The organism is Nonomuraea sp. SYSU D8015, from assembly GCF_008065375.1.
In the GTDB taxonomy this organism is placed as follows: domain Bacteria; phylum Actinomycetota; class Actinomycetes; order Streptosporangiales; family Streptosporangiaceae; genus Nonomuraea.
Genome location: NZ_VJYI01000002.1, coordinates 304,818 through 326,703, shown reverse-complemented (window position 1 = coordinate 326,703; position 21,886 = coordinate 304,818). Strand labels below are relative to the sequence as shown.

Here is a 21,886-nt window from a genome sequence, read left to right as displayed (position 1 = left end):
GGTCATTCGGCGGCCAAGAGCGTGTTGAGGAGGCGGATGGCGCCGCGTTTGTCCAACGGGTCGTTGCCGTTGCCGCATTTGGGGGATTGAATGCACGAAGGGCAGCCGCGCTCGCATTCGCAGGAGGCGATGGCCTCGCGTGTGGCCGTCAGCCATTCCGTCGCGCGGGCGTAGCCGCGTTCGGCGAAACCCGCGCCGCCCTCGTGGCCGTCGTACACGAACACCGTCAGCAGGCCGGTGTCGGCGTGCAGTTCGGTGGAGACGCCGCCGATGTCCCAGCGATCGCAGGTGGCGAACAGGGGGAGCAGGCCGATCGAGGCGTGTTCGGCGGCATGAGCGGCTCCGCCGAGGTCGATGCCCGCCTCCGCCAGAGGGGCCACGGCTGACGCGGGCAGCGTCCACCAGACCGCGCGGGTGCGGAGGGTCCGGGGTGGCAGGTCGAGGGGTTCGTCCCCGAGCATCTCGCCTGACTGGAGGCGTCTCTTGAGGTACGAGACCACCTGCCTGGTCACCTCCACCTCGCCGAAGTGCAGCGTGCCGGGGCCCAGCGGGTGGGAGCGCTGGGTGGAGAGGATGGAGATGTCGGTTATGTCCCGGGCGAACGTCGAGTAGTCGGGGTTGGCGCTGGAGACCAGGGCAACTCCGGCCTCCAGGTCGAGGAGCTCCACCAAGAACGTCTCGCCCTGGTGGATGTAGACGGCGCCCGTGTGGACGGTGGTGTGGGCTGACGGCTCGTCCACGCTGCCCAGCAGGCGGCCCGTGGACGACTCCACGACCTGGATCGGGGCGCCGCCGCCACCTCTGATGTCGGCGAGGTCGGTGGCGCGCTCACGCTTGGTCCAGAACCACCCTGCCTCGCGCCTCCGCAGCAAACCCTGACCGACCAGAGCGTCCAGCACGTCTGCGGTGGTGGTGCCGAAGATGGGCAGATCGTCCTCGGTCAGGGGGATCTCGGCGGCCGCGGCGCAGAGGTGAGGGCCCAGGACGTACGGGTTGTCGGGGTCCAGGACGATCGCCTCCACGGGCTGGCCGAACAGCGCCTGCGGGTGGTGGACCAGGTAGGTGTCCAGGGGGTCGTCTCTGGCGATCAGTACGGCGAGCGCCTCCTGGCCGTCGCGGCCCGCGCGGCCTGCCTGCTGCCACAGCGAGGCCCGGGTGCCCGGCCAGCCCGCGATCAGCACGGCATCCAGGCCGGAGACGTCGACGCCGAGCTCGAGGGCGTTCGTGGTGGCCAGGCCCATGACGGCGCCTTCGCGGAGAGCCTTCTCCAGGAGGCGGCGATCTTCGGCGAGGTAGCCGGCCCGGTACGCGGCGATCTTGTTGGGGAGTTCGGCCAGGTCCGTGAAGTCAGTGAGGTTGGAGGGCTCGGGCAGCGGCCAGGTGGCAGAGCCCTCTGCGGTGGAGGCGGATTTCCCGGTGGCCGGCATGCCCTCCGTGGGCGTGGCGCTGCTGAGGGTCGGGCTTGCCAGTGTGGGCGTAGCGCTGCTGAGGGTCGGGCTTACCGGTGTGGGCGCGGCACTGCCAGGCGTGGGGCCGCTCTCCGCGGACGTGGTGCTTGCTTGGGTTGGGCGGTCCGCCGTGGAGGTGGTGCCCCCTCGGGTTGGGCGGTCCGCTGGGGAGGTTGTCCCCGCTTGGGTGGGGCGGCCGGCTGGGGAGGTCGTGCTCGCTCCTGCTGGGCGGCCCGCCGTGGTGTCGGTGGGCGGCGCTGCCGCGGTGCGATGGCTCGTCGCATCGTCGCCGTGCGCTGCCCGGGTTGTCGCCGTCGGCTCCCCAAGAGGCTCGGCGGTAGGGGTGCCCGCGGTGGTGGGAGTGCGTAGATGCCGTCGTGGACCCATGGCGCCCTCCGCCGCGGTGCCCGGCCCGCCATGCGGGGCGGAGGCGTCTGCCGAGGCAGGATCGAGGGGCGTCGTGGCCGGGATGGTGGGGGGCTCGGCGTTCGGCTTCTGGGGGGCGCGTGGCGTACCGGTGAAGGGGGTTGAGAAGGCGACGTCGGCGAGTTTGGCGCGAGCCGACAGCGCGACCGTCTCCGCGCCTCGCCGGGAACGGACGAAGGCGAGCGTGCGGACGTTCGCCAGGACGAGGTCCGCGAGCAGATCGGCCGCCTCGGCCGTCGCCGTGCGCCGCACAGGTGCCCCTCCCTCGCCCCGTAGGTCGGTCAGGGGCGGCTCCCAGAGCGCGATGGTGGTCGACCCCTTGGGAGAGGCGTCCACGGTCACCTCGTCCATCTCAAGCCCCGTCAGCCTCATGGCGAACACACCCGGGTCGCTCGCCGTGGCCGAGGCGAGCAGGAACGTGGGGCACGAGCCGTACCGGGCGCAGACGCGGCGCAGCCGGCGCAGGATCTGGGCGACGTGGGAGCCGAAGACGCCGCGGTAGCCATGGCACTCGTCCACGACCACCATGCGCAGGCGGCGGAAGAACGAGGACCACTGGGAGTGTCTCGGCAAAATGCTCCTATGGAGCATGTCAGGATTTGTCAGCACGTAATTGGCGTGCTGGCGAACCCAGGTGCGCTCCTCGAACGGCGTGTCGCCGTCGAAGCAGGCGGCGCGCAACTGCGTGATGCGCAGCTCCCGTAGCCCGCGAAGCTGGTCGGCGGCCAGGGCCTTGGTCGGCGTCAGGTACAGGACCGTGCCGCCGTCGAGGCACGAGGCGACCGCGGGTGTGAGGTACGCCAGCGACTTCCCGGACGCCGTGCCTGTGGAGATGATCACGTTTCGGCCACGAAACGCCAGGTCGGCGGCCTCGTATTGGTGAGGCCAGAGTCCTGTCACCCCGCGGTTCGCCAAGCGCGTAACAAGCACTTCTGGGGCCCATTTGGGCCATCGGACTTGACCCGCCTGACGTGCTGGAACATGCTCCACATGGGTGACACGCTCATGACGTGCGGGAATACCAAGCAGGTGGCGGAGGAGTGGACCTGCCTGTTGTGGGGAGGATGGCGTGGAAGTCACTGTTTCCAGTCTTGCATCCATGGGCAAAGTCGTCGGGAATCGTGATTTCGTATAGACACAAGCCAGACGCGTGGTTGAATGCCGCGCGGCAGGGTCGGACAGTCTGGGGCCACGTTCCAGATTGCCAGTCCGGCAAGAGTACTTTCGCAGGCGAGGCGCTGGAGGATCTGTGGATCTGAAGTTGGATCACCACAACGAGGACCGACTCACCATCGTCGAGGTCGAGGGTGAGATCGATGTCTACACTGCGCCGAGATTGCGTGAGCTCCTCATCGACCTGGTGAACAAGGGCAACTTCCACCTTCTCGTCAACATGGAGAAGGTCGACTTCCTCGACTCCACGGGCCTGGGGGTCCTGGTCGGGGGGCTCAAGCGGGTTCGGGCGCACGACGGCTCCCTTGAGCTGGTCTGCACGCAGGAGCGCATTCTCAAGATCTTCCGGATCACCGGCCTGACCAAGGTCTTCGGGATCTACGCTTCGGTCGACGAGGCCAAGGAAGCTCACGGCAAAGACAAGTAGCATGGCTACCGTCGAGCTGACGTTCAGCGCACTCCCCGCACACGTGCGGACGGCGCGGCTGGTGGCCACGGCGATAGCTCGCCGCACCGGCGTGGAGGAGTCCCTGCTGGACGAGGTCAGGCTCGCCGTGGGTGAGGCATGTTCCCGGGCAGTGGAGGCGCACCGCGCCCACTGCCCGGGTGAGCCCATCCGCATCGAGCTGCGTGACGACGCCGGGCGCTTCGAGGTCACGGTCAGCGACCATGCCCCGAGCGAAGAGATTCAGCAGGAAAAACCTCTCGATCTCGGCATGCTCTCCGACTCGTTCATGACGGACTTCGGCCTCGCGGTCATCTCGGGGCTGGCCGACGACGTCGAGGTCCTTCCCACCCCCAAGGGGACCGACATCCGGATGAGCTGGCCCGCCGGCAAGGGAGTGCCGACGTCGTAGGCATCCCGTGTCTGACTCGCGGGCGCCTTCCAGGCGCCCGGAATCTTTCAAGACCCTTCTTGTACGGCAAGCCAACGAGGCGCCACCCGCCGACCGTGGCGGGGCGCCTCCAGGGAGACGCCCTCTGACCCGCACGGGGCCGACCGCCGTTACGGCGCACGGGCACCATTGCCTCAGTGAGGTGTGGACCGCGGGCTTCGTACCCTGCCTTTCGAGGCGGCATGACCACGGGTCTCGAGTGGCGCGTGGTCATGCCGCCCTGGCCATGCCATGACATGCCTTGTCATGCTTTCGGGCGTGAGATGCGTGGCTTCTCCTGCGCGCTGGGCACGCCGTACGAGCCAGGCGAAGACCTCGGCGCGGTAGCGGGCGAGGCGTGGTCGGCGAGGCGGTCGGCGAGCAGGACGAGCTGCGGTGCCGCATGCACCGCCCCCGCCAAGACCGCCGCCGGAGCCAGCCCGGTCGGCAGGCCAGCCCGGTCGGCAGGCCAGCCCGGCCGCGCAGGTTTGGTGCGGTCAGGCCTGGCAGAGCTGACCGCGTAGGGTCTCGCCGACCCAGTTCTCCCAGCGCTCGCGCGACCAGCCCCGTTGGCGGACGAACACCAGGTACAACTCCGGGCTGAGCAGCCCGTACAGCAGATCGGCGGCCTCCTCCACGGACGTCCCCGCCCGTGCGCCCGGCTTGCCGGCCAGCGCCTTGGCCGCCGTTTCGTGTACGGCGTACCGCGGATCGACGTCCTGCGGCCACAAGGCGGCGACCTCGGGGTCGCTCGCGACCGCCCCCTCCAAGACCTTGCCGATCGGCGCGGCCCGCTCCAGGACCGAGGTCGAGCCCGCGACGTAGGCGCGCAGCATGTCCTGGGCGGTGCCAGCGGCCAGCGCGTCGCGGTACCACGGCCGGTCCATCGTGGCCACCGGCTCGTCGTCGCCTGCGATCGTCACGTCGACGAGTTCTTTCAGCAGGGCGCGCTTGTTGCCGAAGACGAAGTAGATCGTCTGCACTGCGACCTCGGCTTTGGCGGCGACGTCCTGCAGGTTCGTCGCGCCGTAGCCGTCGCGCACGAAAAGTTCGCGCGCCGCCTCCAGGATCCGCCGCCGCGTCTGGCGCGCCTTGTCGGTCCGCTTGCTGGGCCGCTTGACATCGCTCATGGCTAGAGTCTATCTCTAGAAAACGTCGCTAGAAGTCAACTCTAGAGAAGGACTCCAGTCATGTCGGTCATCACTGTCACCCGTTTCCAGATCGACCCCGCCGACGCCGACGAGCTGCGCGCCCGGCACGCGGCGCTGGTCGCGGCCACCCGGGCCGCGGCCCCGGGACTCATCGAGGCGCGGCTCGGCCGCGTGGACGACACCACATGGGTGGGCGTATGGCGCTGGGACTCGGCCGCCGGCCTGCAGACGGCGCGCCAGGCCGTACCCGGCAACGCCGAGGCCTCCGCGGCCTTCGCGCTGACGCGCGAGGCCACCGCTGAGGACATCGAGGTTCTGGACGAGCTCTGACCGCCTGCCTCGGCCCCCGGACCCGCCCCCTAACCCGCCCCCGGCCCCGACCGCGACTCTGGCTCGCGACTCCGGCCCCGGACCCGCCCCGGCCCCGACCGCGACTTCGGCTCGCGACTCCGGCCCCGGAAGAACGGCCCGGAACATGGCCCCCGAACCCCGGTCCCGCCCCGAGCGCGGGGCCGGGGGTTCCCGAATCGAGGAGATGACATGATCGAGATCGACGCGTTGACCAAGGTGTACGGCGCGGCGCACGCCCCGGCGGTCGACGAGGTGTCCCTGCGTATCCCCGCCGGATCCGTCTTCGCCTTCCTGGGCCCCAACGGCGCAGGCAAGACCACCACCATCAAGATGCTGGCCGGACTGCTGACCCCCACCTCGGGACAGGTCCGGCTGGGCGGCTTCGACGTGGCCCGGCAGCGTTCGGCCGCGATGGCGCAGTTCGGCGCCGTGCTGGAAGGCTCGCGCAACGTCTACTGGAGCCTGTCGGCCTGGCAGAACCTGATGTACTTCGGCCGGCTCAAAGGCATGCGCAAGCCCCGGGTGGCCGAGCGCGCCCAGGACCTGCTGACCGATCTGGGCCTCTGGGAGCGGCGCCACGACAAGGTAGGCGGCTTCTCGCGTGGCATGCAGCAGAAGGTCGCGATCGCCGCCGCCCTCATCGCCGACCCGCCGATCGTGCTGCTCGACGAGCCGACGCTCGGCCTGGACGTCGAGGCGACCCGTATTGTCAAGAACTGGATCGCCGAGCAGGCTCGCGAGCTCGGCACCACCATCCTGCTCACCACCCACCAGCTGGATGTGGCTCAGGAATTGTGCGACCGGGTGGCCGTCATGCGCCAGGGACGGCTGGTGGCCGACCTTCCCACGCGTGAGCTGCTGGCGCGCTTCCGCGAACGCGACCGGTACGAGATCCGCCTCGAGGGCGCCGCGCCACCCGGCTTCGACGCCGTCACCCGCGAGGGCGTCACCACCATCGGCGTGCGGGTGAACGAGCCCCGCGAGGTGTACGACGTGGTCGAGCGGCTGCGCGCCCACGGGGCCGTCATCGAGTCCCTGACCCAGGTGCAGCCCGATCTGGAGGACGTGTTCCTCGCCCTGGTGAGCGAGCCGTCCCATGCTGCTTAATGTCCTGCGCGCGGAGATCGGCAAGGGGCTGCGCGTCCAGCTCGCGCACCCGGCCGGACATCTGATCACGCTGCTGATCAGCACCATGATGTACCTCGGCCTGCAGTTCGTCCTGGGCCAGGGCGCACTGCGCCAGGACCTGCTGCCGCACACCCTGGTCGCCATCGGCGGCTACTGGTTCCTGCAGTACGCCGGCCTGGTGATGGTGGCCGACCTCATCGAGGAGAAACGCGCCGGCACCTTCACCCAGGCCCAGATGACACCGGCGCCGCCGTGGCTGCCGATGCTCGGCCGGCTGCTCACCGCCTCGATCTTCGGACTGGCCGTGGCCGCGGTCGCCGCTCTCGTCCCGATGATGGTGGCCGGGATCACGATCCCCTGGCGCTGGGCGGCGCTCCTGCCCGCCGGGCTCCTATGGGTCAACGCGCTGGCCTTCACCTTCCTGCTGGCCGCCCTCGCGCTGGTCTCCCCGGTGATCGGCGCCCTGCAGTCGCTTTTCACCTCGCTCGTGCTGCTGCTCAACGGCTCTTTCTTGCCGCTCGCCCTGTATCCGGACTGGCTGGCGGCGGCGGCCAGAGTTCTGCCCACCACGCTGGGCATCGAGGCGCTCACCCAGACGCTGTTCGAGGGCCGGACTCTGAGCCGGCTCTGGACCGACGGCGCTCTGCCGTGGCTGCTGGCCCACACCCTCGCGCTCACCGCCGCGGCCGGTCTTCTGTTCGTCCGCAACCACCGCCGAGCCCTGGAGTCGTCATGACCTTCGCCCGCGGCTTCGCCGCAGAAGTCCGCAAGGGACTGCTCAATCTGCTCGCAGGCCGGCGCGAAACCGTCATCCAGATGATCACGTTTCCGCTCTTCTACCTGCTCATCGTGCTGTTCATGGGACGTGGGCAGCTGCGTGCGGACCTGCTGCTGCCGGTGCTGCTCGGCATGGTGGCGCTGACCTTCATCCATGAGCAGGTCAACCGGGTGTTCTGGAGTTATCTGGGCGACATCCAGTCCGGTGTCCTGGAGCAGACGTACCTGACTCCGCTGCCCTCGGCCGCGAGCATCCTCGGCCGGCAGGTCGCCGCCGTGATCGCGGCCCTGCCCACCGCGCTGGCCGTCTTGGTCACCGGCGCCGCCGCCGTCACCGTCCAGGGCGCGCGGCTGCCCTTCGACGCTCAGGTGATCGTGCCGCTGGCCTCCATCGTGCTGGGCACCTGCGGACTGGCCCTGATCCTGTGCGGGCTGACCCTGGTGTTCAAGCGCATCGAGATCATCACCCAGTTGTCCGTGGCCGTCTACGCCATCGCCGGCGGCACCCTGGTCCCCCTGGCCGTCATGCCTGATCCGATCGCTTTCCTCAGCCGGCTGATCGTACCCATCGCGCCCGGCATCGAGGCGATGCGGGACATCCTGCTCGGTGGCCATTCCCTGACCGCGCTCCCCACCGGCTGGGGTCTCGGCTGGCTGCTGGCCCAGCCGCTGCTCATCACGGCCGCCGGGGTGCTCCTGTTCAACCGGCTCGAACACCTCGCCCGACGCCGCGGCACCCTCGGCCGCTACTAGGCCAAGAACGGATCTTTCGGGCACCGCCGGTCAGTATGGGTTGTCATCGCCGATGTCGGAGAGCAAAGCTTGCGCCATCGCCCGTCACGACCGGCAACAGCAGGCGGCTACGGGCAGGAACGCGACGTCTACGAACACGCCCGCCGGCGGGACGGTCATTACATAGGCCGCGCGACGGTGACCCCGCCACAGCTCTGGTGAGGACGAGCTGTCGGTCGGCACCGAAGACGGAGGCGGAGGCCGGCGTGGGGTCGACGTCGCCGGACAGTGTGCCGGCTTGATGCGGAACGGGTCGTGCGGCAGTGGCTGATGGGGCGTAAGAGGCCCAGCCGAGGCCTGGGCGGCGACAGCCTCGGCCTTGATCCAATCCCACGTTTCGGTCCCACCATATTGGTGGCTTGTCATGACCGTAAACCAGGAGAAATTCCACTTGTCAGAACCCAAATCGGGGCACTGTCAGGGACTTACTGGACACACGCATAATTAGTGACCTTCGGAGCCTTCATATCCGTTCCCTGCCTGCGTAGACTCCCGGCACCGGCCAAGGTGATCCGGCGGAACGCGGATTCAACCGGAAGCGGCACCCACAACCCGGATGGTGCCGCAACACCCGCCGAGGTAGCCGGGAGGCACCGCCCGGGCAGGACGACCGGTCTTGCCGAGGAGAACGATGAGCAGGCACATGCTGGCAGCGGAGCCAGCGTCCAATCTGGTCCTGAGCGGAAACAATCTCACCATCGTGATCGTGGTCGCCGCGGTCGCACTGATCGCGCTGGCCGTCGCGGGCGGCCTCGTACGCGAAGTGCTGGCCGCCGGCCAGGGCACCGAGCGCATGCAAAATATCGCCCGTGCCGTACAAGAAGGCGCCGCCGCCTATCTGGCGCGCCAGTTCCGCACGTTGGCGATCTTCGTCGTCATTATTCCCTTCCTGTTGCTCCTGCTACCCGGGGAGACGGACGTCCGCATCGGGCGTTCGATCTTCTTCGTGGTCGGGGCGGTGTTCTCCGCGCTGACCGGATTCATAGGCATGTGGCTGGCCGTGCGCGGGAACGTCCGCGTCGCCGCCGCGGCCAACGACGAGGGCGAGAAGCGCGCCATGCGCATCGCGTTCCGTACCGGTGGCGTGGCCGGCATGTTCACCGTGGGCCTCGGCCTGCTCGGCGCGGCCGTGGTCGTGTTCATCTACCAGGGCGACGCGCCCGGCGTGCTCGAAGGGTTCGGGTTCGGGGCCGCGCTGCTGGCGATGTTCATGCGAGTCGGCGGCGGCATCTTCACCAAGGCCGCCGACGTCGGCGCCGACCTGGTCGGCAAGGTCGAGCAGGGCATCCCCGAGGACGACCCGCGCAACGCCGCCACCATCGCGGACAACGTCGGCGACAACGTCGGCGACTGCGCGGGCATGGCGGCCGACCTGTTCGAGTCGTACGCGGTCATGCTGGTCGCCAGCCTCATCCTGGGCCGGGCGGCCTTCGGCGAAGAGGGGCTGGTGTTCCCCCTCATCGTCCCGATGATCGGTGTGATCACGGCGATCATCGGCATCTTCGTCACCCGGATGCGCGACAACGACCGCAACGGCATGGCCGCGATCAACCGCAGCTTCTTCATCTCGGCCGCGATCTCTGCGGTGCTGGTGACGGTGGCCGCGGTCCTGTATCTGCCGGACAGCTTCGCCGCCCTGACCGACGCCACCGTCCAGTCCGACGCCGACCCGCGGATCATCGCCGTCGGCGCGGTCCTCATCGGCCTGGTGCTGGCCAGCGCCATCCAGCTGCTGACCGGCTACTTCACCGAGACCAACCGGCGTCCCGTACGCGAGATCGGCGAGAGCTCGCGCACCGGCCCCGCGACCGTCATCCTGGCCGGCATCAGCGTCGGCCTGGAGTCGGCCGTCTACTCGGCCCTGATCATCGGCGGCGCGGTCTACGGCGCGTTCCTGCTCGGCTTCGGCAACGTGACGCTCGCGCTGTTCGCGGTGGCCCTGGCCGGCACCGGCCTGCTGACCACGGTCGGCGTCATCGTGTCCATGGACACCTTCGGCCCGGTCTCCGACAACGCCCAGGGCATCGCCGAGATGTCGGGCGACGTCGAGGGCGACGGCGCCCGCGTGCTCACCAGCCTGGACGCCGTCGGCAACACCACCAAGGCGATCACCAAGGGCATCGCGATCGCCACGGCCGTGCTCGCGGCGACCGCGTTGTTCGGCGCCTTCAGGACCGCCGTCGAGAGCGAGCTGGCCAAGGCGGACGCGGCGATCAAGGGCGCGCTCGGCCAGTTCCAGAACTTCAGCCTCGGCATCGACAACCCGAACGTCCTGGTCGGCCTGATCGTCGGAGCCTCGGTCGTGTTCCTGTTCTCGGGCCTGGCGATCACGGCGGTCGGGCGTGCGGCGATGCGGGTCGTCTTCGAGGTACGCGACCAGTTCCGTAAGAACCCGGGAATCATGGACGGCACGGTGAAGCCGGAGTACGGCCGCGTCGTGGACATCTGCACCCGCGACTCGCTCCGCGAGCTGGCCACGCCCGGCCTGCTGGCGATCATGACGCCTATCGCGGTCGGTTTCGCCCTCGGGTACGCGCCGCTGGGCGCGTTCCTGGCGGGGGCGATCGCCTGCGGCACGCTGATGGCCGTGTTCCTCGCGAACTCCGGTGGCGCATGGGACAACGCCAAGAAGCTGGTCGAGGACGGGCACCATGGCGGCAAGGGCTCCGAGGCGCACGCCGCGACGGTCATCGGCGACACGGTCGGCGACCCGTTCAAGGACACGGCCGGGCCGGCGATCAACCCGCTCATCAAGGTGATGAACCTGGTGGCGCTGCTGGTCGCTCCGGCGGTGGTCCTGTACGCGGGCAACCCGGCGGTGCGGATCGTCGTCACGGTGGTGGCGGTGGCCGTGGTGGTCGGCGCGATCATCGTGTCCAAGCGGCGGTCGGTGGCCATCGAGCCGGCGGCCGACAACGACAACGATCGCGAGCAGGAGACCGTCGCGTCGTAACCCCGCTTCAGAAAGCGAAACGCCCGCTCCCGTGTGTGGGAGCGGGCGTTTTTGTGCATTTAGCGCCGCGCAGTGGACTGTGGGCGTTTCCTCGTTGGCGGCGATGTGGTGCCGGCACGCAGCTCGCTTGGCGGGCTCGGTCGGGCCGAGCTCGCTTGGCGGGGGGCGCAGTGCGGGTGTGCGCCCGTGCCGGGGCGGGCGCACACCGCATTCGAACAGCCGCCGGAGGCCGGTTCGGTAGGTGGGCGTGGCACCGGGAACCCGCGATGGGAAACTGGGCACGTGGAAGATGACAAGCAGCCCAGCGGCGGTAAGACCCTGGGCCTCATTCTGCTGGCCATGCTCGTCATCCTGGCCGTGCTCGTCGCACTGGCCACCTGGGCCTCGAGGACAGGATGATCCGGTGCGCACATTGATCGTGTTGCGGCATGCGAAAGCCGCCCAGGTCCCCGGCCTGGCCGACCGGGAGCGGCCGTTGACGGACCGCGGGGAGCAGGACGCCAAGCGGGCGGGTGACGAGATCAGGGCGGCCGGCCTCCGGCCGGACGTGGTGCTCTGCTCGCCGGCGGTCAGGACCAGGCGCACCGCCGAGATCGCCTTCCCCGAGGCAGAAATCAGCTACGAGCGCGACATTTACGAGGCCTACCCGGAAGAGCTGCTGGAGCTCGTCCGCCGGTCTGATCCCGAGCTGGGCACCGTGGTGCTGTGCGGGCACAACCCGGGCGTCCACGAGCTGGCCCTGGGCCTGGCCGGAGGCGACTACGCCTTCCGGCCGGGGGCGTTCGCGGTGATCGAGGTCGAGTCGGCGTGGGCGGACCTGTATCCGGGGGAGTGTCGTCTGATCACGCGCTGGGATCCGAAGGAGAGCTAGGCGGGGCCTCAGCGCGCCGCGAGCGCGCCGTCCTCGGCGTCGGCAGCCTCCACCTCGTCCCGTGAGATCCCCAGCAGGTAGAGGATGGAGTCGAGGTACGGGGTGTTGACGGCTGTGTCCGCGGCCTGCCGGACGACCGGCTTGGCGTTGAACGCGATGCCGAGCCCGGCGGCCGCGATCATGTCGAGGTCGTTGGCCCCGTCGCCGATGGCCACGGTTTGGGAGATCGGCAGGCCGGCCTCGCGCGCGAAGCGCTCCAGCGCCCTCGCCTTGCCCGGCCGGTCGACGATCTCGCCGACGACCCGGCCGGTGAGCCGCCCGTCGACGACCTCCAGGACGTTCGCGGCGGAGTAGTCGATGCCCAGCTCCTCGACCAGGCCGTCGGTGATCTGGGTGAAGCCGCCGCTGACGATGGCGAAGCGGTAGTCGAGCCGCTTGAGCGTGCGCACCAGCGTACGGGCGCCCGGCGTGAGCACGACCTCCTTGCGCACGTGCTCGAACACCTCGGCCGGCAGCCCTTCGAGCAGCGCCACCCGCTTGCGCAGCGACTCGGCGAAGTCCAGCTCGCCGCGCATGGCGTGCTCGGTGACCCGGGCGACCTCGTCCAGGCACCCGGCGTGGGCCGCCAGCAGCTCGATGACCTCGCCCTGGATGAGGGTGGAGTCGACGTCCATGACGATCAGCCGCTTGGCCCGCCGCGACAGGCCGGTGCGCTGAACGGCCACGTCCACCTCTTGGGCGGCGGCCTCGGCGGCCAGCTCGACCCGTAGCGCGTCGGGGTCGGCGCCGGAGACCGACATCTCGATGCAGGTGACCGGCCACTGGGCGAGGCGTTCGATGCGGTCGATGTTCGCGCCGGCGGCGGCGATGCGCCCGGCGATGCCGGCGATCGCGGCCGGCTGGAGCGTGGCGCCGAGCACGCTGACCGACAGACGGCCGCGGCGGCGCTGCTCCTTGGCCTGGGAGCCGGTGGAGAGCTCGACCTCCATGCCGAGGTCCTCCGCCACCCGCTCGACGGCGGTCCACATGGCTCCGAGTGTCGTGCCGGTGCCGGTCGACGGCCCGCCCGCGTACGCGACGAGCACGCCGAGCGTGAGCCGGCCTCGGATGACGACCTGCTCGATGTCCGAGACCGTCACGGGGAAGCCGGACAGGACGGAGAAAAGACGCGACGTGACACCGGGCCGGTCAGGGCCGGTGAGGGTGATCAGGAGGGTGCGCTGGTCCACATCCAGCCACGGTACTGCGCCCGGTCCGATGGTCGCGCAGCAGGTGCGGCATTCGGACCGGGCACGGGCTCAGCGAACGACCTTGGTCTTGACGGACTTCTCGAAGCCGAAGCGGGGGACGCCGAGGCGATCCAGCTCCTCCTTGTTCAAGTTCTCCATGCCCTGGTCGAAGTTGTAGGAGACGATGCCGATCGTCGCCTTCTGCGTGCCCTTGGCGGACTTCTTCAGTTTCGCATAGAAGGCGAGGGTGACCGAGTCGCCCACCTCGATGACCTCGGTCGGCGGGCACCAGAACGCGCGGGCCGAGACGAGCTCACACCTCATCTTCGAGTGGTTGGTGTCGTACCTGATGCTCTTCATGTCGACGCCCTTGGGGAACTCGCCGCCGACGAACCACGCGTCGGCGTAGTGCGGGCCCTTGTTGGTGGCGACGATGGTGTATTTGATCTTTCCGCCGGCCTTGGCCGTCTTGGACGCCTTCACCTTGACGTCGAAAGCCGAGTACGGATCCGCGGCCGCGGCCTTGGCGGCGACCGGGGCAGCGGCGGCGGAAGCGGGAACAGCCGGGATGAGCAGGGCGCCGGCCAGCGCTGCCAGCGTGGCGACCTTGGGAAGGGAGTTGCGCATTCAACGTCTCCGGTGAGAAAAGGGCACGGGGACGCGTTTCGATCAAGCCCCCGTAAACGTCGGCTGTTCCTATCACGGTGGCAAAATCTATGTAAAGACTATTTCTTTAGAATCAGGTGTGTGTCGCCGAACTCGTGCCACAAGTATCCCTCCCGTAGCGCCTCCTCGTACGCCTTCGCCAGCGCCGGTTCGCCCGCGATCGCGGTCAGCATCAGCAGGTGGCTGGAGCGCGGCTCGTGCAGACCGGTGATCAACCCGGTGACGGCCCGCACGCCGCTCTCGGGTGTGACGACGTGCCGGGTCCAGCCCGCCGCCCCGGCCACCAGCCCGTCCGCGCCGACGGCCGTCTCCAGGGCCCGTACGACGGTCGTGCCCGCCGCCACCACCCGGTTGCCGCTCCGGAGCGCCAGGTTGACCAGCCGCGCGGTGAAGGCGGGCACCTCGTACCGCTCCGCGTACGGCGGCTCGTCCTTCTCCGGCGAGGCCACCCCCGTGTGCAGGGTGATCGGCGCGATCCCGACGCCGCGCGCCACGAGCGCCGTCACCAGGTCCGCGGTGAACGGCCGCGCCGCGCTCGGCATCTCCGCGCTGCCCGGTACGGTCGCGAACACGGTCTGGTAGGCCTCGATCGGCCAGTCCTTCCCCACGTACGAGTAGCGGATCGGGACCCCGTACGCGCGCAGGTAGGGCTCCACGTCGCGATCCAGCTGTGCCCGCCACAGCCGCGGCGTCTCCCGCTCGATCAGCCGCAGCGTGGCCCCCCCGGGGAGCGGCAGCCACTCGCCGGCCTCGCCCCCGCCGTACGGTTCGGACGCCTTCGCGGTGCGCCGGCGCAGCTCGATCAGCCACGTGCCGTCCTCCCTCGCGGTGGAGAAGTGCACGGCCAGCCGGTCCAGCCTGATCGCCGCGGGCAGCGTCGCCGAGTTGTTGACCACGATGAGGTCCCCCGGGTCGAGCAGCTTCGGCAGGTCCAGGAACCGGTGGTGCTCGGGGGCCGAGTCGCCGCGCGAGACCATCAGCCGTACCGCGTCCCTGGACATCCCCCGGGCCTCGGGCGGCTCATGGGCCGACAGGCCGGGCGGCAGGACGAAGTCGAGTGCCACGGTCATTGCAGGCTCACTTTTCCGCTGGCCGGGCGGGAGCCGATCAGCTCGTGCAGCGTCGCGGCCACCTTCGCCGGGTCGGTGGCGGACGCCGCCTCCTCGGCGCCCACGGCGTCGGCGAGCATGCGCGTGTTCATCTCGCCCGGATCGACCCACCAGACCCGTACGCCGGGCTCCTCGGCGGCCAGCACGTTCGACAACTGCTCCAGTGCGGCCTTGCTGGCGCCGTAGCCGCCCCAGCCCTCGTACGCGCCGGCGGCGGCGTCGGAGGTCACGTTCACGATCGCGCCGTTCGCGGAACGCAGGGCCGGCAGCGTGGCCTGGATGAGGGCGAGGGGAGCGGTCACGTTCGTCTCCAGCAGTGCCCTGAACGCCTCCAGCGGGTATCCCGCCAGCGGCGGCAACGGCGTCACGCCCAGGTCGCTCGCGTTGTTGACCAGCAGGTCCAGCTCAGGCACCGCCCGGGCCAGACGCTCGACGTGCGCTGGGTCGGCCACGTCTCCCGGGATCGCGGTGGCGCCCAGCTCGGCCGCGACCCGCTTCAGGTCGTCCGCCCCGCGGGCGGTGAGCACGAGGTTCCAGCCCGAACCTGCCAGCGACCGCGCCAGCGCGAGACCGAGTCCGCGGGAGGCGCCGGTGATGAGTGCGGTGTTCGTCATGGCTTCGACGCTAGGAACGCGGCGAACGGCGGACATCGGGCTGAAGGTCCGTCCGGGCTGGGCACTTCGTCCTAGGACCATAGGGTGGATGCCGTGAGGGCCGACCGAGACGAGATCTTGCAGGCGGTGAGCTCAGCGGTGCTCGCCGTCACCCGGCACCTGTCCGTCCGGGAGGTGCTGCAGGTCATCGTACGCTCGGCGCAGCGCCTGCTCGACGCCCGCTACGCCGCGCTCGGCGTGCCCGACGACGACGGCTCGTTCGCCGAGTTCGTCGCCGAGGGCATCACCGACAAGCAGTGGGACGCCATCGGGCCGCTGCCGAGACAGCATGGCATGCTCGGCGTGATGCTGCGCGAGGGGGCTCCCGCGAGGCTCCCCGACATCCGCAAGGACCCGAGGTTCGAATACTGGCCGAAGGCGCACCCGGTCATGAAAGACTTCCTCGGCGTCCCCATCCGCGACGGCGAGGAGGTGCTCGGCATCATCTTCCTGGCCAACAAGCGCACGCCCGGCGGCTTCACCCAGGAAGACCAGGACCTCCTCACGCTGTTCGCCGCGCACGCCGCGATCGCGCTGACCAACGCCAGGCTCTACGAGCGCGGCCGCGAGCTGGCCATGCTGGAAGAGCGCAACCGGGTGGCCAGAGAGCTGCACGACGCCGTCACGCAGAAGCTGTTCTCGCTGCGACTCAGCGCCCAGGCCGCGGGGGCGATGCTGGAACAGGCCCCCGACAAGGCCGCCGTGGAGCTCGAACGCGTCCAGCGCCTGGCCGGCGAGGCGCTCTCCGAGCTGCGCGCGGTGATCGTGGAGCTGCGCCCGGCCGAGCTCGACCGGCACGGGCTGTCCGAGACGCTGCGCAAGCACGTGCGCCTGCTCGACCGGCTCCACCCGTCCGTGGTCGCGTTCGAGTGCGCCGAGCTGCCGCCGCTGGACTCGGCGGTCGAGGTGGCGGTGCTGCGGGTGGCCCAGGAGGCGCTGCACAACGCGCTCAGGCACTCCGGGGCCACGCACGTCCTCGTGCGCCTGTCGTACGAGGACGGCAAGCTGGTGTTGATCGTGCGCGACGACGGCAGCGGTTTCGAGCAGGCGGAGTCGCGCGGGCTCGGGCTGGTGTCGATGCGTGACAGGGCCGAGTCGGTCGGCGGGGTGATGACCGTCGAGTCGTCCCCCGGCCGGGGGACGACGGTACGCGTGGAGGTGGGCGTGTGATCCGGGTGCTGATCGCCGACGATCATCCGGTGGTGCGGCAGGGGCTGCGGACATTCCTCGACCTGCAGGATGACATCACGGTCGTCGGCGAGGCGGGCGACGGGGCGCAGGCCGTCGAGCTGGTCGAGCAACTGGGCCCCGACGTGCTGCTGCTCGACCTGAAGATGCCGGTGCTCGACGGACACGGCGCGCTGGAGCGCCTGGCCGGCTCGAAGACCAGAGTGGTGGTGCTGACGTCGGTGAGCGACCGCGGTGACGTCGGCCCGGCGATGCGCGCGGGCGCGGCCGGGTTCCTCTACAAGGACGTCGATCCGAATGCGCTCGTCCAGGCGGTACGCGCGGTGCACGGCGGCCAGGTGCTGCTCGCCCCCGAGGCGGCCGAGGCGATGCTGTCCCGGGCCGCCGACGAGGCCGAGGTGCCGGCGCCGGTCCCGCTGACCGACCGCGAGCGCGAGGTCCTGGCGCTCATCGCGGCCGGCCGGTCCAACAGGGAGATCGCGAGGAGCCTGGCCGTCGCCGAGAAGACGGTCAAGACCCACGTCTCCAACGTGCTGATGAAGCTGGGCGTACAGGACCGCACCCAGGCCGCGCTCTACGCGGTGCGCCACGGCCTGGGCTGATGGTCAGGTGTCCTTCTTCTTGTTCGTCTCGACGCGGCTGGACGGCGGGTTGAACTCCTTGACCGGGGGCGGCGGAGTGTAGCCACGCGTCGGCCGGCCCGGCCGCGGCGGGGAGACGATCGTCGTCTTCACCTTCTTGAGCCAGTGGTAGCCCTTGACGCCGAGACGCTCGAACTCCTCCTCGCTCAAGTTCTCCATGCCTTGGTCGACGTCGAAGGACATCACGCCGAGGCGGGCCGTGGCGGCGCCCGTGGTGCCCTTCTTCAGCGTCACCTGGAAGTTGAGCCAGTCGGTCTCGCCCTTCTCCAGACGCAGCGGGCTCCAGCACCAGAACCAGCGGTCCTCCCAGGTGCACTTCGTGCCCTTGGGGCCGCCCCAGCGCAGGGTCGGCACGACGCCCTTCGGCACCTCGCCGCCTATCCAGTAGTAGTCGGCGTAGTGCGGGCCCAGGTTCTTGGCCTTGACGTAGTATGTGATCTTGCCACCGCGCTTGGTGCGCTTGGTGTGCTTGACTGAGACCTCGAAACTCGAGTACGGCGCCAGCCGTGCGGTGGCGGCGGGCGCCACGGTTGTGGCGGTTGTGGCGGCGGTGGCCTGGCCCGGCGCGGCCAGGGCGCCGACGGCCAGTCCGCCGGCTAAGAACACGCTGAAGCTTCTACGCATGTACGGCTCCCCCTACGGTGCTGGAAATCCCCGATCATCTCCACGATTATTGCGAAGGGCAACTTTTTCGCAATGAGTGATGATCTTTCGTGACCTGGGATGGCTTGCGGGGGTTTGCGCTGGCCTATCACGCTTGTGATCGGGGGTCTAGCACAAGGGGGAGGACCAGGTGCCGGAAACGCACCCCTTACAGCCGGGTGATCCGCAGTCGCTGGGCAACTATCGGTTGCTCGGCCGCCTGGGCAAAGGGGCGCAGGGGATCGTCTTCAAGGGGGAGGCGCCCGACGGGCGGCTCGTGGCGATCAAGCTGCTGAACACCCGCCTCGACAAACCGGGCCTGGACGGCGAGCGGTTCATGCGCGAGGTGGCGGCGGCGCGCCGGGTCGCTCAGTTCTGCACCGCGCAGGTGCTCGGCGCGAACATGGACGGCGAGCAGGCCTACATCGTCAGCGAGCTGGTCGACGGCGTGTCGCTCCAGGTCGTGGTGCAGCGGGAGGGGCCGCGTACGGGCGGGGCGCTCTACCGCCTGGCCGTCGGCACGGTCACCGCGCTGGCCGCCATCCACCGGGCGGGCATCGTGCATCGGGACTTCAAACCGAGCAACGTGCTGATCGGCAGCGACGGGCCGCGGGTGATCGACTTCGGCATCGCCAGGGCGCTGGACTCGGCGATGACGATCAGCAGCGGGGTGGTGGGGACGCCGGCGTACATGTCGCCTGAGCAGATCTCCGCCGAACGGGTCGGGCCCGCCAGCGACATGTTCAGCTGGGCCCTGACCATGGTGTTCGCCGCCACCGGGCGGCCCGCGTTCGGGCAGGACAGCCTGCCGGCGGTCATCTACCGGGTGATGAACGAGGAGCCGGACCTGTCGGCGCTGCCCGACGATCTGCGGCCGATCGTGCAGTCGTGCCTGAACAAGCGCGCCGAGGAGCGGCCCACGGCGGCCGACGTGCTGTTCGCGCTGCTGGAGAACCAGGGGGCGGCGCCTCGGCTCGACGACGAGGTCGCCCTCACCACCGGCTCCCAACTGGCCGCCGAGCAACCCCCCTCACCCACGCCCGGCCTTTCGGCCGCTTCCGGCCCTCCGGCCTCCGGCTGGGCCAGCCCCGGAGGGTCACCGGCGGCCGCCGTGCCCTCGGGCTCGCCTGCCGAGAGATCGTCGGGCACTGGAGCGCATGCGGCCGGACCGCAGGGCTCCGGTCCCCAGGCCGCTGGGCCGCAGGTGTCCGGACCGCAGGTGTCGGGACAGCACGCCGCTGGCCCGTATGGCGCTGGCCCGCGCGATTCCGGGCCACATGCGTCCCGGCCGCACGCGTCGGGGCCGCATGGCGTCGGGCCGCACGGCTCCGGGGGGCAGGCTGCCGGGGGCGGCGGAGTGGCGTCGGGAGTCGGGTGGGCGCCTCCGGGGGTGCAGCAGCCGGTCGGCGGGGCCGGGTGGGTCAGCCCCGAAGGGCCTGCGCCGGCGGGACATGCGGCGTCCGGCTGGGCCAATCCGTCGGGTGACGCCTATGCGGGCCCGCCGGCGCCTCCCGCCAACGCCGGGTACCCGGCCGGCGGACCCCGGGCGTCGTCGCAGCAGCCGCCAGCACCGTACACACCGTTGTCCCCGCAGGCGGCGGCGCCGTTCACGCCGGCGGCGCAGCAGGTGCCGGGGGCGCAGCAGCAGGAGCCGGCCTCTGGTCGGTCGGCCGGGTCGTTCGTGCCGCCGCAACCCCCGCCGGGCGGGCAATACCGGCCGCCCTATCCCATGAACGCGGCGCCGAATCCACACGCGCCGGGCCAAGGGCAGGACGGTCCCCGGCGGTCGAAGAAGGGCGAGCCGCCCCGGGGCGACAACGACGCCTTCTTCGAGAACGTCGAGGCCGGGGAGCGGTCCGACACGGCCAAGGCCAGGCGGCGACGGGCGGCCATGGTGGCGGGCGCGCTCGCCGTGGCGCTGGTCCTGGCCGGCGGCGTGCTGTACTTCAGCCCGAAGATGTTCGGAAGCACCTCGGACCCGGGCGGGAAGACCCTCACCCAGGCGACCACGTCGTTCACCCCCACCCCGCCCCCCACGCCGACGATCACGTCCACACCCACGCCCACGGTGGTCACCACGACGCCCGCCCCCGCCCAGACCGAGCAGCAGACGACGGTCCCGGTGGTGGGCAAGCAGGACGGCAAGTCACTCAAGGGCCACACCAAGGGAGTCCAGACGTTCTCCGCCGTGTCCGTCGGCGACGAGACGACCTGGCTGGTCACCGGCGGCCAGGACGGCCGCGTACGCCTGTGGGACCTGGCCGAGCACAAGTCCCTGGCCACCATGAAGGGCCACAGCCAGGAGGTGTACGCCGTCGCCGGCGCGATGATGGGCAAGACCCCCGTGGCCGTCTCCGGTGGCTACGACGGCAGCGTCCGCCTGTGGAACCTCAAGACCCGCAAGGGCAAGATCCTCGGCTGGCACGGCCAGTCCGTCTTCGCAGCCGCCGTGACCAAGGTCAAGGGCAAGTGGGTGGCGGTCACCGGCGACGCCGACGGCTATCTGCGCTTCTGGGACCTCGACAAACGCAAGGCCATGGGCAAGAGCATCAGGGCCCACCGCAAGCCGGTCAACTGGCTCAGCGCCACGCACATCGGCGACCGCGCGATCGCGATCTCGGCCAGTGGGGACGAGTCCCTGCGCATGTGGGACATGTCCAAGCGCAAGGCGTACGGGAAGGCGTACAAGGGCCACTCGAAGGGCGTGTACGCGGTCACGGTCGGCAAGGTCGGCGGGAAGACGGTCGTGGCCTCGGGCGGCAAGGACGGAAAAATCCGGATCTGGGATCCGAAGAACGGCAAGACCCTCGGCACCATGTCCGGCCACAAGAAGAACATCTACGCGCTGTCTTTCGGCACCATGGGTGATCGCACGGTACTGCTGTCCGGCAGCACCGACGGCACGATCAGGCTGTGGGATCCCGACACCCGCAAGGCGCTCGGCAAGCCGGTGAAGGCACACAAGAGCGGCGTGTACGCCGTCGGCATCGTCTCCGTCGGCGACCGCGTCGCCGTCGTCTCGGCGGGCGAGGACAAGCTGGTCAGGATGTGGAAGGCCGAGGACGCGGCTAGTGGTTCCTGAGCGGCTCGAAGATCGCGTGGTGGGCGGCCACGAGCGCGCGCCGCACCGCGCGGTCGAGCTCGCGCAGAGCGGCGCCGCGGGCGGCGATCTGCCCGGACGTGAGACCCCGGTCGTCGGCCAGGTGCAGCACCGCGGCCAGCCGCGTGGCCAGCGTGGAGACGCGGTGCGCGCGCGGGGGATAGCCCGGCGCCAGCTCACCGCCCCGGCCTCCCAGCTCGGGACGGTCCTGTGCGGGGCCCTCGACCGAGGTCAACGCCTCGGTGGCCGAGCGTATGGCGTCGGAAAGGTCTCGTTCGGCCTCGGCGAGCGACGGCAGGTCGTGGCGTACCGGCCCGGACTCGTGCACCTCCAGGCGTACCCCGGCATAGGACGACCCGCGGTGGTCCGGCACCGGCACCAGCCCGAGGTTGCCGTCGTCGAGCACCGCGATCACGGCCTGACCGGCGTCGATCGCGGCCGAGTTGAACGACGCGGGGCCCGACAGCCCGAGGGGGTCGCCGGGCGCCGGCAGGGCGAGACGCAGTTCGCGCAGCCCGCCGACACGCAGGTTTGCGAGGTATTTACGGAGCGGAACCTCACCTGCGACGGCGGGCCCGCCGACGACTTCCACGTGGTCAGCCGCCTCGTCGAGGCCGACATGGCCGGCGAGCCACGCGTTGCCCCAGGCGACCAGGGCGGGACAGACAGGCGATTCAGGGCGCACCGATCCACGATAAGCGCTCGCCCTGCAA

Annotated in this window: 19 protein-coding genes; 11 read left to right on the top strand and 8 right to left on the bottom strand. The window is 70.2% G+C overall.

The features are described 5' to 3' along the window. Positions 1–2: 2 nt before the first annotated feature. The gene (locus ID574_RS10730; protein WP_442939273.1) at positions 3–2,714 is read right to left on the bottom strand and encodes a DEAD/DEAH box helicase; all 2,712 of its coding nucleotides are present in this window, start codon (positions 2,712–2,714) and stop codon (positions 3–5) included. Positions 2,715–3,123: 409 nt separating this feature from the next. Here ID574_RS10730 and ID574_RS10725 point away from each other — a divergent pair, with 409 nt between their 5' ends. Both ID574_RS10725 and ID574_RS10720 read left to right on the top strand, forming a co-directional pair. Further along, the gene (locus tag ID574_RS10725) at positions 3,124–3,474 is read left to right on the top strand and encodes an STAS domain-containing protein (protein ID WP_020542579.1); all 351 of its coding nucleotides are present in this window, start codon (positions 3,124–3,126) and stop codon (positions 3,472–3,474) included. A 1-nt stretch (position 3,475) separates the two neighbouring features. Next, positions 3,476–3,904, top strand: coding sequence for an ATP-binding protein (locus ID574_RS10720; protein WP_188188666.1), 429 nt, complete (start codon positions 3,476–3,478; stop codon positions 3,902–3,904). A gap of 515 nt (positions 3,905–4,419) precedes the next feature. Here ID574_RS10720 and ID574_RS10715 read toward each other — a convergent pair. Next, the gene (locus ID574_RS10715; RefSeq protein ID WP_188188665.1) at positions 4,420–5,052 is read right to left on the bottom strand and encodes a TetR/AcrR family transcriptional regulator; all 633 of its coding nucleotides are present in this window, start codon (positions 5,050–5,052) and stop codon (positions 4,420–4,422) included. A gap of 60 nt (positions 5,053–5,112) precedes the next feature. Between ID574_RS10715 and ID574_RS10710 the strand changes: the two genes are divergently transcribed. The 6 genes from ID574_RS10710 (at position 5,113) to ID574_RS10685 (ending at position 11,945) form a co-directional block, all read left to right on the top strand. Further along, on the top strand, positions 5,113–5,403 hold the full coding sequence (locus ID574_RS10710) for an antibiotic biosynthesis monooxygenase (protein WP_188188664.1): 291 nt from the start codon (positions 5,113–5,115) through the stop codon (positions 5,401–5,403). Between the two features lie 210 nt (positions 5,404–5,613). Next, positions 5,614–6,531, top strand: coding sequence for an ABC transporter ATP-binding protein (locus tag ID574_RS10705; protein WP_188188663.1), 918 nt, complete (start codon positions 5,614–5,616; stop codon positions 6,529–6,531). Beyond that, positions 6,521–7,288: an ABC transporter permease gene (locus ID574_RS10700; RefSeq protein WP_188188662.1), complete on the top strand. Its 768-nt coding sequence runs from the start codon at positions 6,521–6,523 to the stop codon at positions 7,286–7,288. Before ID574_RS10705 ends, ID574_RS10700 begins: the two co-directional genes overlap by 11 nt. Then, positions 7,285–8,082 carry an ABC transporter permease gene (locus ID574_RS10695; RefSeq protein ID WP_188188661.1) on the top strand — a complete coding sequence of 266 codons (798 nt, stop codon included), beginning with the start codon at positions 7,285–7,287 and terminating at the stop codon, positions 8,080–8,082. The genes ID574_RS10700 and ID574_RS10695 overlap by 4 nt, the downstream gene beginning before the upstream one ends. A 670-nt stretch (positions 8,083–8,752) precedes the next feature. Next, positions 8,753–11,074 (top strand): sodium-translocating pyrophosphatase, encoded by a 2,322-nt coding sequence (locus ID574_RS10690; RefSeq protein ID WP_188188660.1) that lies wholly within the window; start codon positions 8,753–8,755, stop codon positions 11,072–11,074. Positions 11,075–11,477: 403 nt separating this feature from the next. Then, complete coding sequence (locus ID574_RS10685) at positions 11,478–11,945, top strand: SixA phosphatase family protein (protein WP_223166565.1); 468 nt, start codon at positions 11,478–11,480, stop codon at positions 11,943–11,945. Between the two features lie 8 nt (positions 11,946–11,953). Here the strand turns inward: ID574_RS10685 and serB are convergent, their stop codons facing one another. The 4 genes from serB to ID574_RS10665 all read right to left on the bottom strand — a co-directional run bounded on the left by serB (position 11,954) and on the right by ID574_RS10665 (position 15,563). Further along, positions 11,954–13,174 carry a phosphoserine phosphatase SerB gene (gene serB, locus ID574_RS10680; protein WP_188188659.1) on the bottom strand — a complete coding sequence of 407 codons (1,221 nt, stop codon included), beginning with the start codon at positions 13,172–13,174 and terminating at the stop codon, positions 11,954–11,956. A gap of 69 nt (positions 13,175–13,243) precedes the next feature. Next, positions 13,244–13,801: a DUF11 domain-containing protein gene (locus ID574_RS10675; protein ID WP_188188658.1), complete on the bottom strand. Its 558-nt coding sequence runs from the start codon at positions 13,799–13,801 to the stop codon at positions 13,244–13,246. 98 nt (positions 13,802–13,899) lie between these two features. After that, complete coding sequence (locus ID574_RS10670) at positions 13,900–14,910, bottom strand: S-adenosylmethionine:tRNA ribosyltransferase-isomerase (protein ID WP_188188657.1); 1,011 nt, start codon at positions 14,908–14,910, stop codon at positions 13,900–13,902. After that, positions 14,907–15,563, bottom strand: a complete 657-nt coding sequence (locus ID574_RS10665) for an SDR family NAD(P)-dependent oxidoreductase (protein WP_188188656.1) — start codon at positions 15,561–15,563, stop codon at positions 14,907–14,909. The genes ID574_RS10670 and ID574_RS10665 overlap by 4 nt, the downstream gene beginning before the upstream one ends. Before the next feature lie 93 nt (positions 15,564–15,656). Here ID574_RS10665 and ID574_RS10660 point away from each other — a divergent pair, with 93 nt between their 5' ends. Both ID574_RS10660 and ID574_RS10655 read left to right on the top strand, forming a co-directional pair. Next, positions 15,657–16,772 carry a GAF domain-containing sensor histidine kinase gene (locus ID574_RS10660; RefSeq protein WP_223166564.1) on the top strand — a complete coding sequence of 372 codons (1,116 nt, stop codon included), beginning with the start codon at positions 15,657–15,659 and terminating at the stop codon, positions 16,770–16,772. Next, positions 16,769–17,392, top strand: a complete 624-nt coding sequence (locus ID574_RS10655) for a response regulator (RefSeq protein ID WP_188188654.1) — start codon at positions 16,769–16,771, stop codon at positions 17,390–17,392. Before ID574_RS10660 ends, ID574_RS10655 begins: the two co-directional genes overlap by 4 nt. Positions 17,393–17,395: 3 nt before the next feature. Here ID574_RS10655 and ID574_RS10650 read toward each other — a convergent pair whose 3' ends face one another. Next, positions 17,396–18,055 carry a hypothetical protein gene (locus ID574_RS10650; RefSeq protein ID WP_188188653.1) on the bottom strand — a complete coding sequence of 220 codons (660 nt, stop codon included), beginning with the start codon at positions 18,053–18,055 and terminating at the stop codon, positions 17,396–17,398. A 169-nt stretch (positions 18,056–18,224) separates the two neighbouring features. Here ID574_RS10650 and ID574_RS10645 point away from each other — a divergent pair, with 169 nt between their 5' ends. Continuing rightward, positions 18,225–21,155 (top strand): serine/threonine-protein kinase, encoded by a 2,931-nt coding sequence (locus ID574_RS10645; RefSeq protein ID WP_188188652.1) that lies wholly within the window; start codon positions 18,225–18,227, stop codon positions 21,153–21,155. Here ID574_RS10645 and ID574_RS10640 read toward each other — a convergent pair. Next, entirely contained in the window at positions 21,142–21,858 is a 717-nt protein-coding gene (locus tag ID574_RS10640) for a hypothetical protein (protein ID WP_223166563.1), read from the bottom strand. The genes ID574_RS10645 and ID574_RS10640 overlap by 14 nt on opposite strands. Positions 21,859–21,886 lie beyond the last annotated feature (28 nt).

Coding starts and splice junctions, on each gene's coding strand:
- ID574_RS10720 (WP_188188666.1), top strand. CDS start 3,476: ATGGCTACCGTCGAGCTGACGTTCAGCGCACTCCCCGCACACGTGCGG.
- ID574_RS10715 (WP_188188665.1), bottom strand. CDS start 5,052: ATGAGCGATGTCAAGCGGCCCAGCAAGCGGACCGACAAGGCGCGCCAG.
- ID574_RS10710 (WP_188188664.1), top strand. CDS start 5,113: ATGTCGGTCATCACTGTCACCCGTTTCCAGATCGACCCCGCCGACGCC.
- ID574_RS10705 (WP_188188663.1), top strand. CDS start 5,614: ATGATCGAGATCGACGCGTTGACCAAGGTGTACGGCGCGGCGCACGCC.
- ID574_RS10700 (WP_188188662.1), top strand. CDS start 6,521: ATGCTGCTTAATGTCCTGCGCGCGGAGATCGGCAAGGGGCTGCGCGTC.
- ID574_RS10695 (WP_188188661.1), top strand. CDS start 7,285: ATGACCTTCGCCCGCGGCTTCGCCGCAGAAGTCCGCAAGGGACTGCTC.
- ID574_RS10690 (WP_188188660.1), top strand. CDS start 8,753: ATGAGCAGGCACATGCTGGCAGCGGAGCCAGCGTCCAATCTGGTCCTG.
- ID574_RS10675 (WP_188188658.1), bottom strand. CDS start 13,801: ATGCGCAACTCCCTTCCCAAGGTCGCCACGCTGGCAGCGCTGGCCGGC.
- ID574_RS10670 (WP_188188657.1), bottom strand. CDS start 14,910: ATGACCGTGGCACTCGACTTCGTCCTGCCGCCCGGCCTGTCGGCCCAT.
- ID574_RS10665 (WP_188188656.1), bottom strand. CDS start 15,563: ATGACGAACACCGCACTCATCACCGGCGCCTCCCGCGGACTCGGTCTC.
- ID574_RS10650 (WP_188188653.1), bottom strand. CDS start 18,055: ATGCGTAGAAGCTTCAGCGTGTTCTTAGCCGGCGGACTGGCCGTCGGC.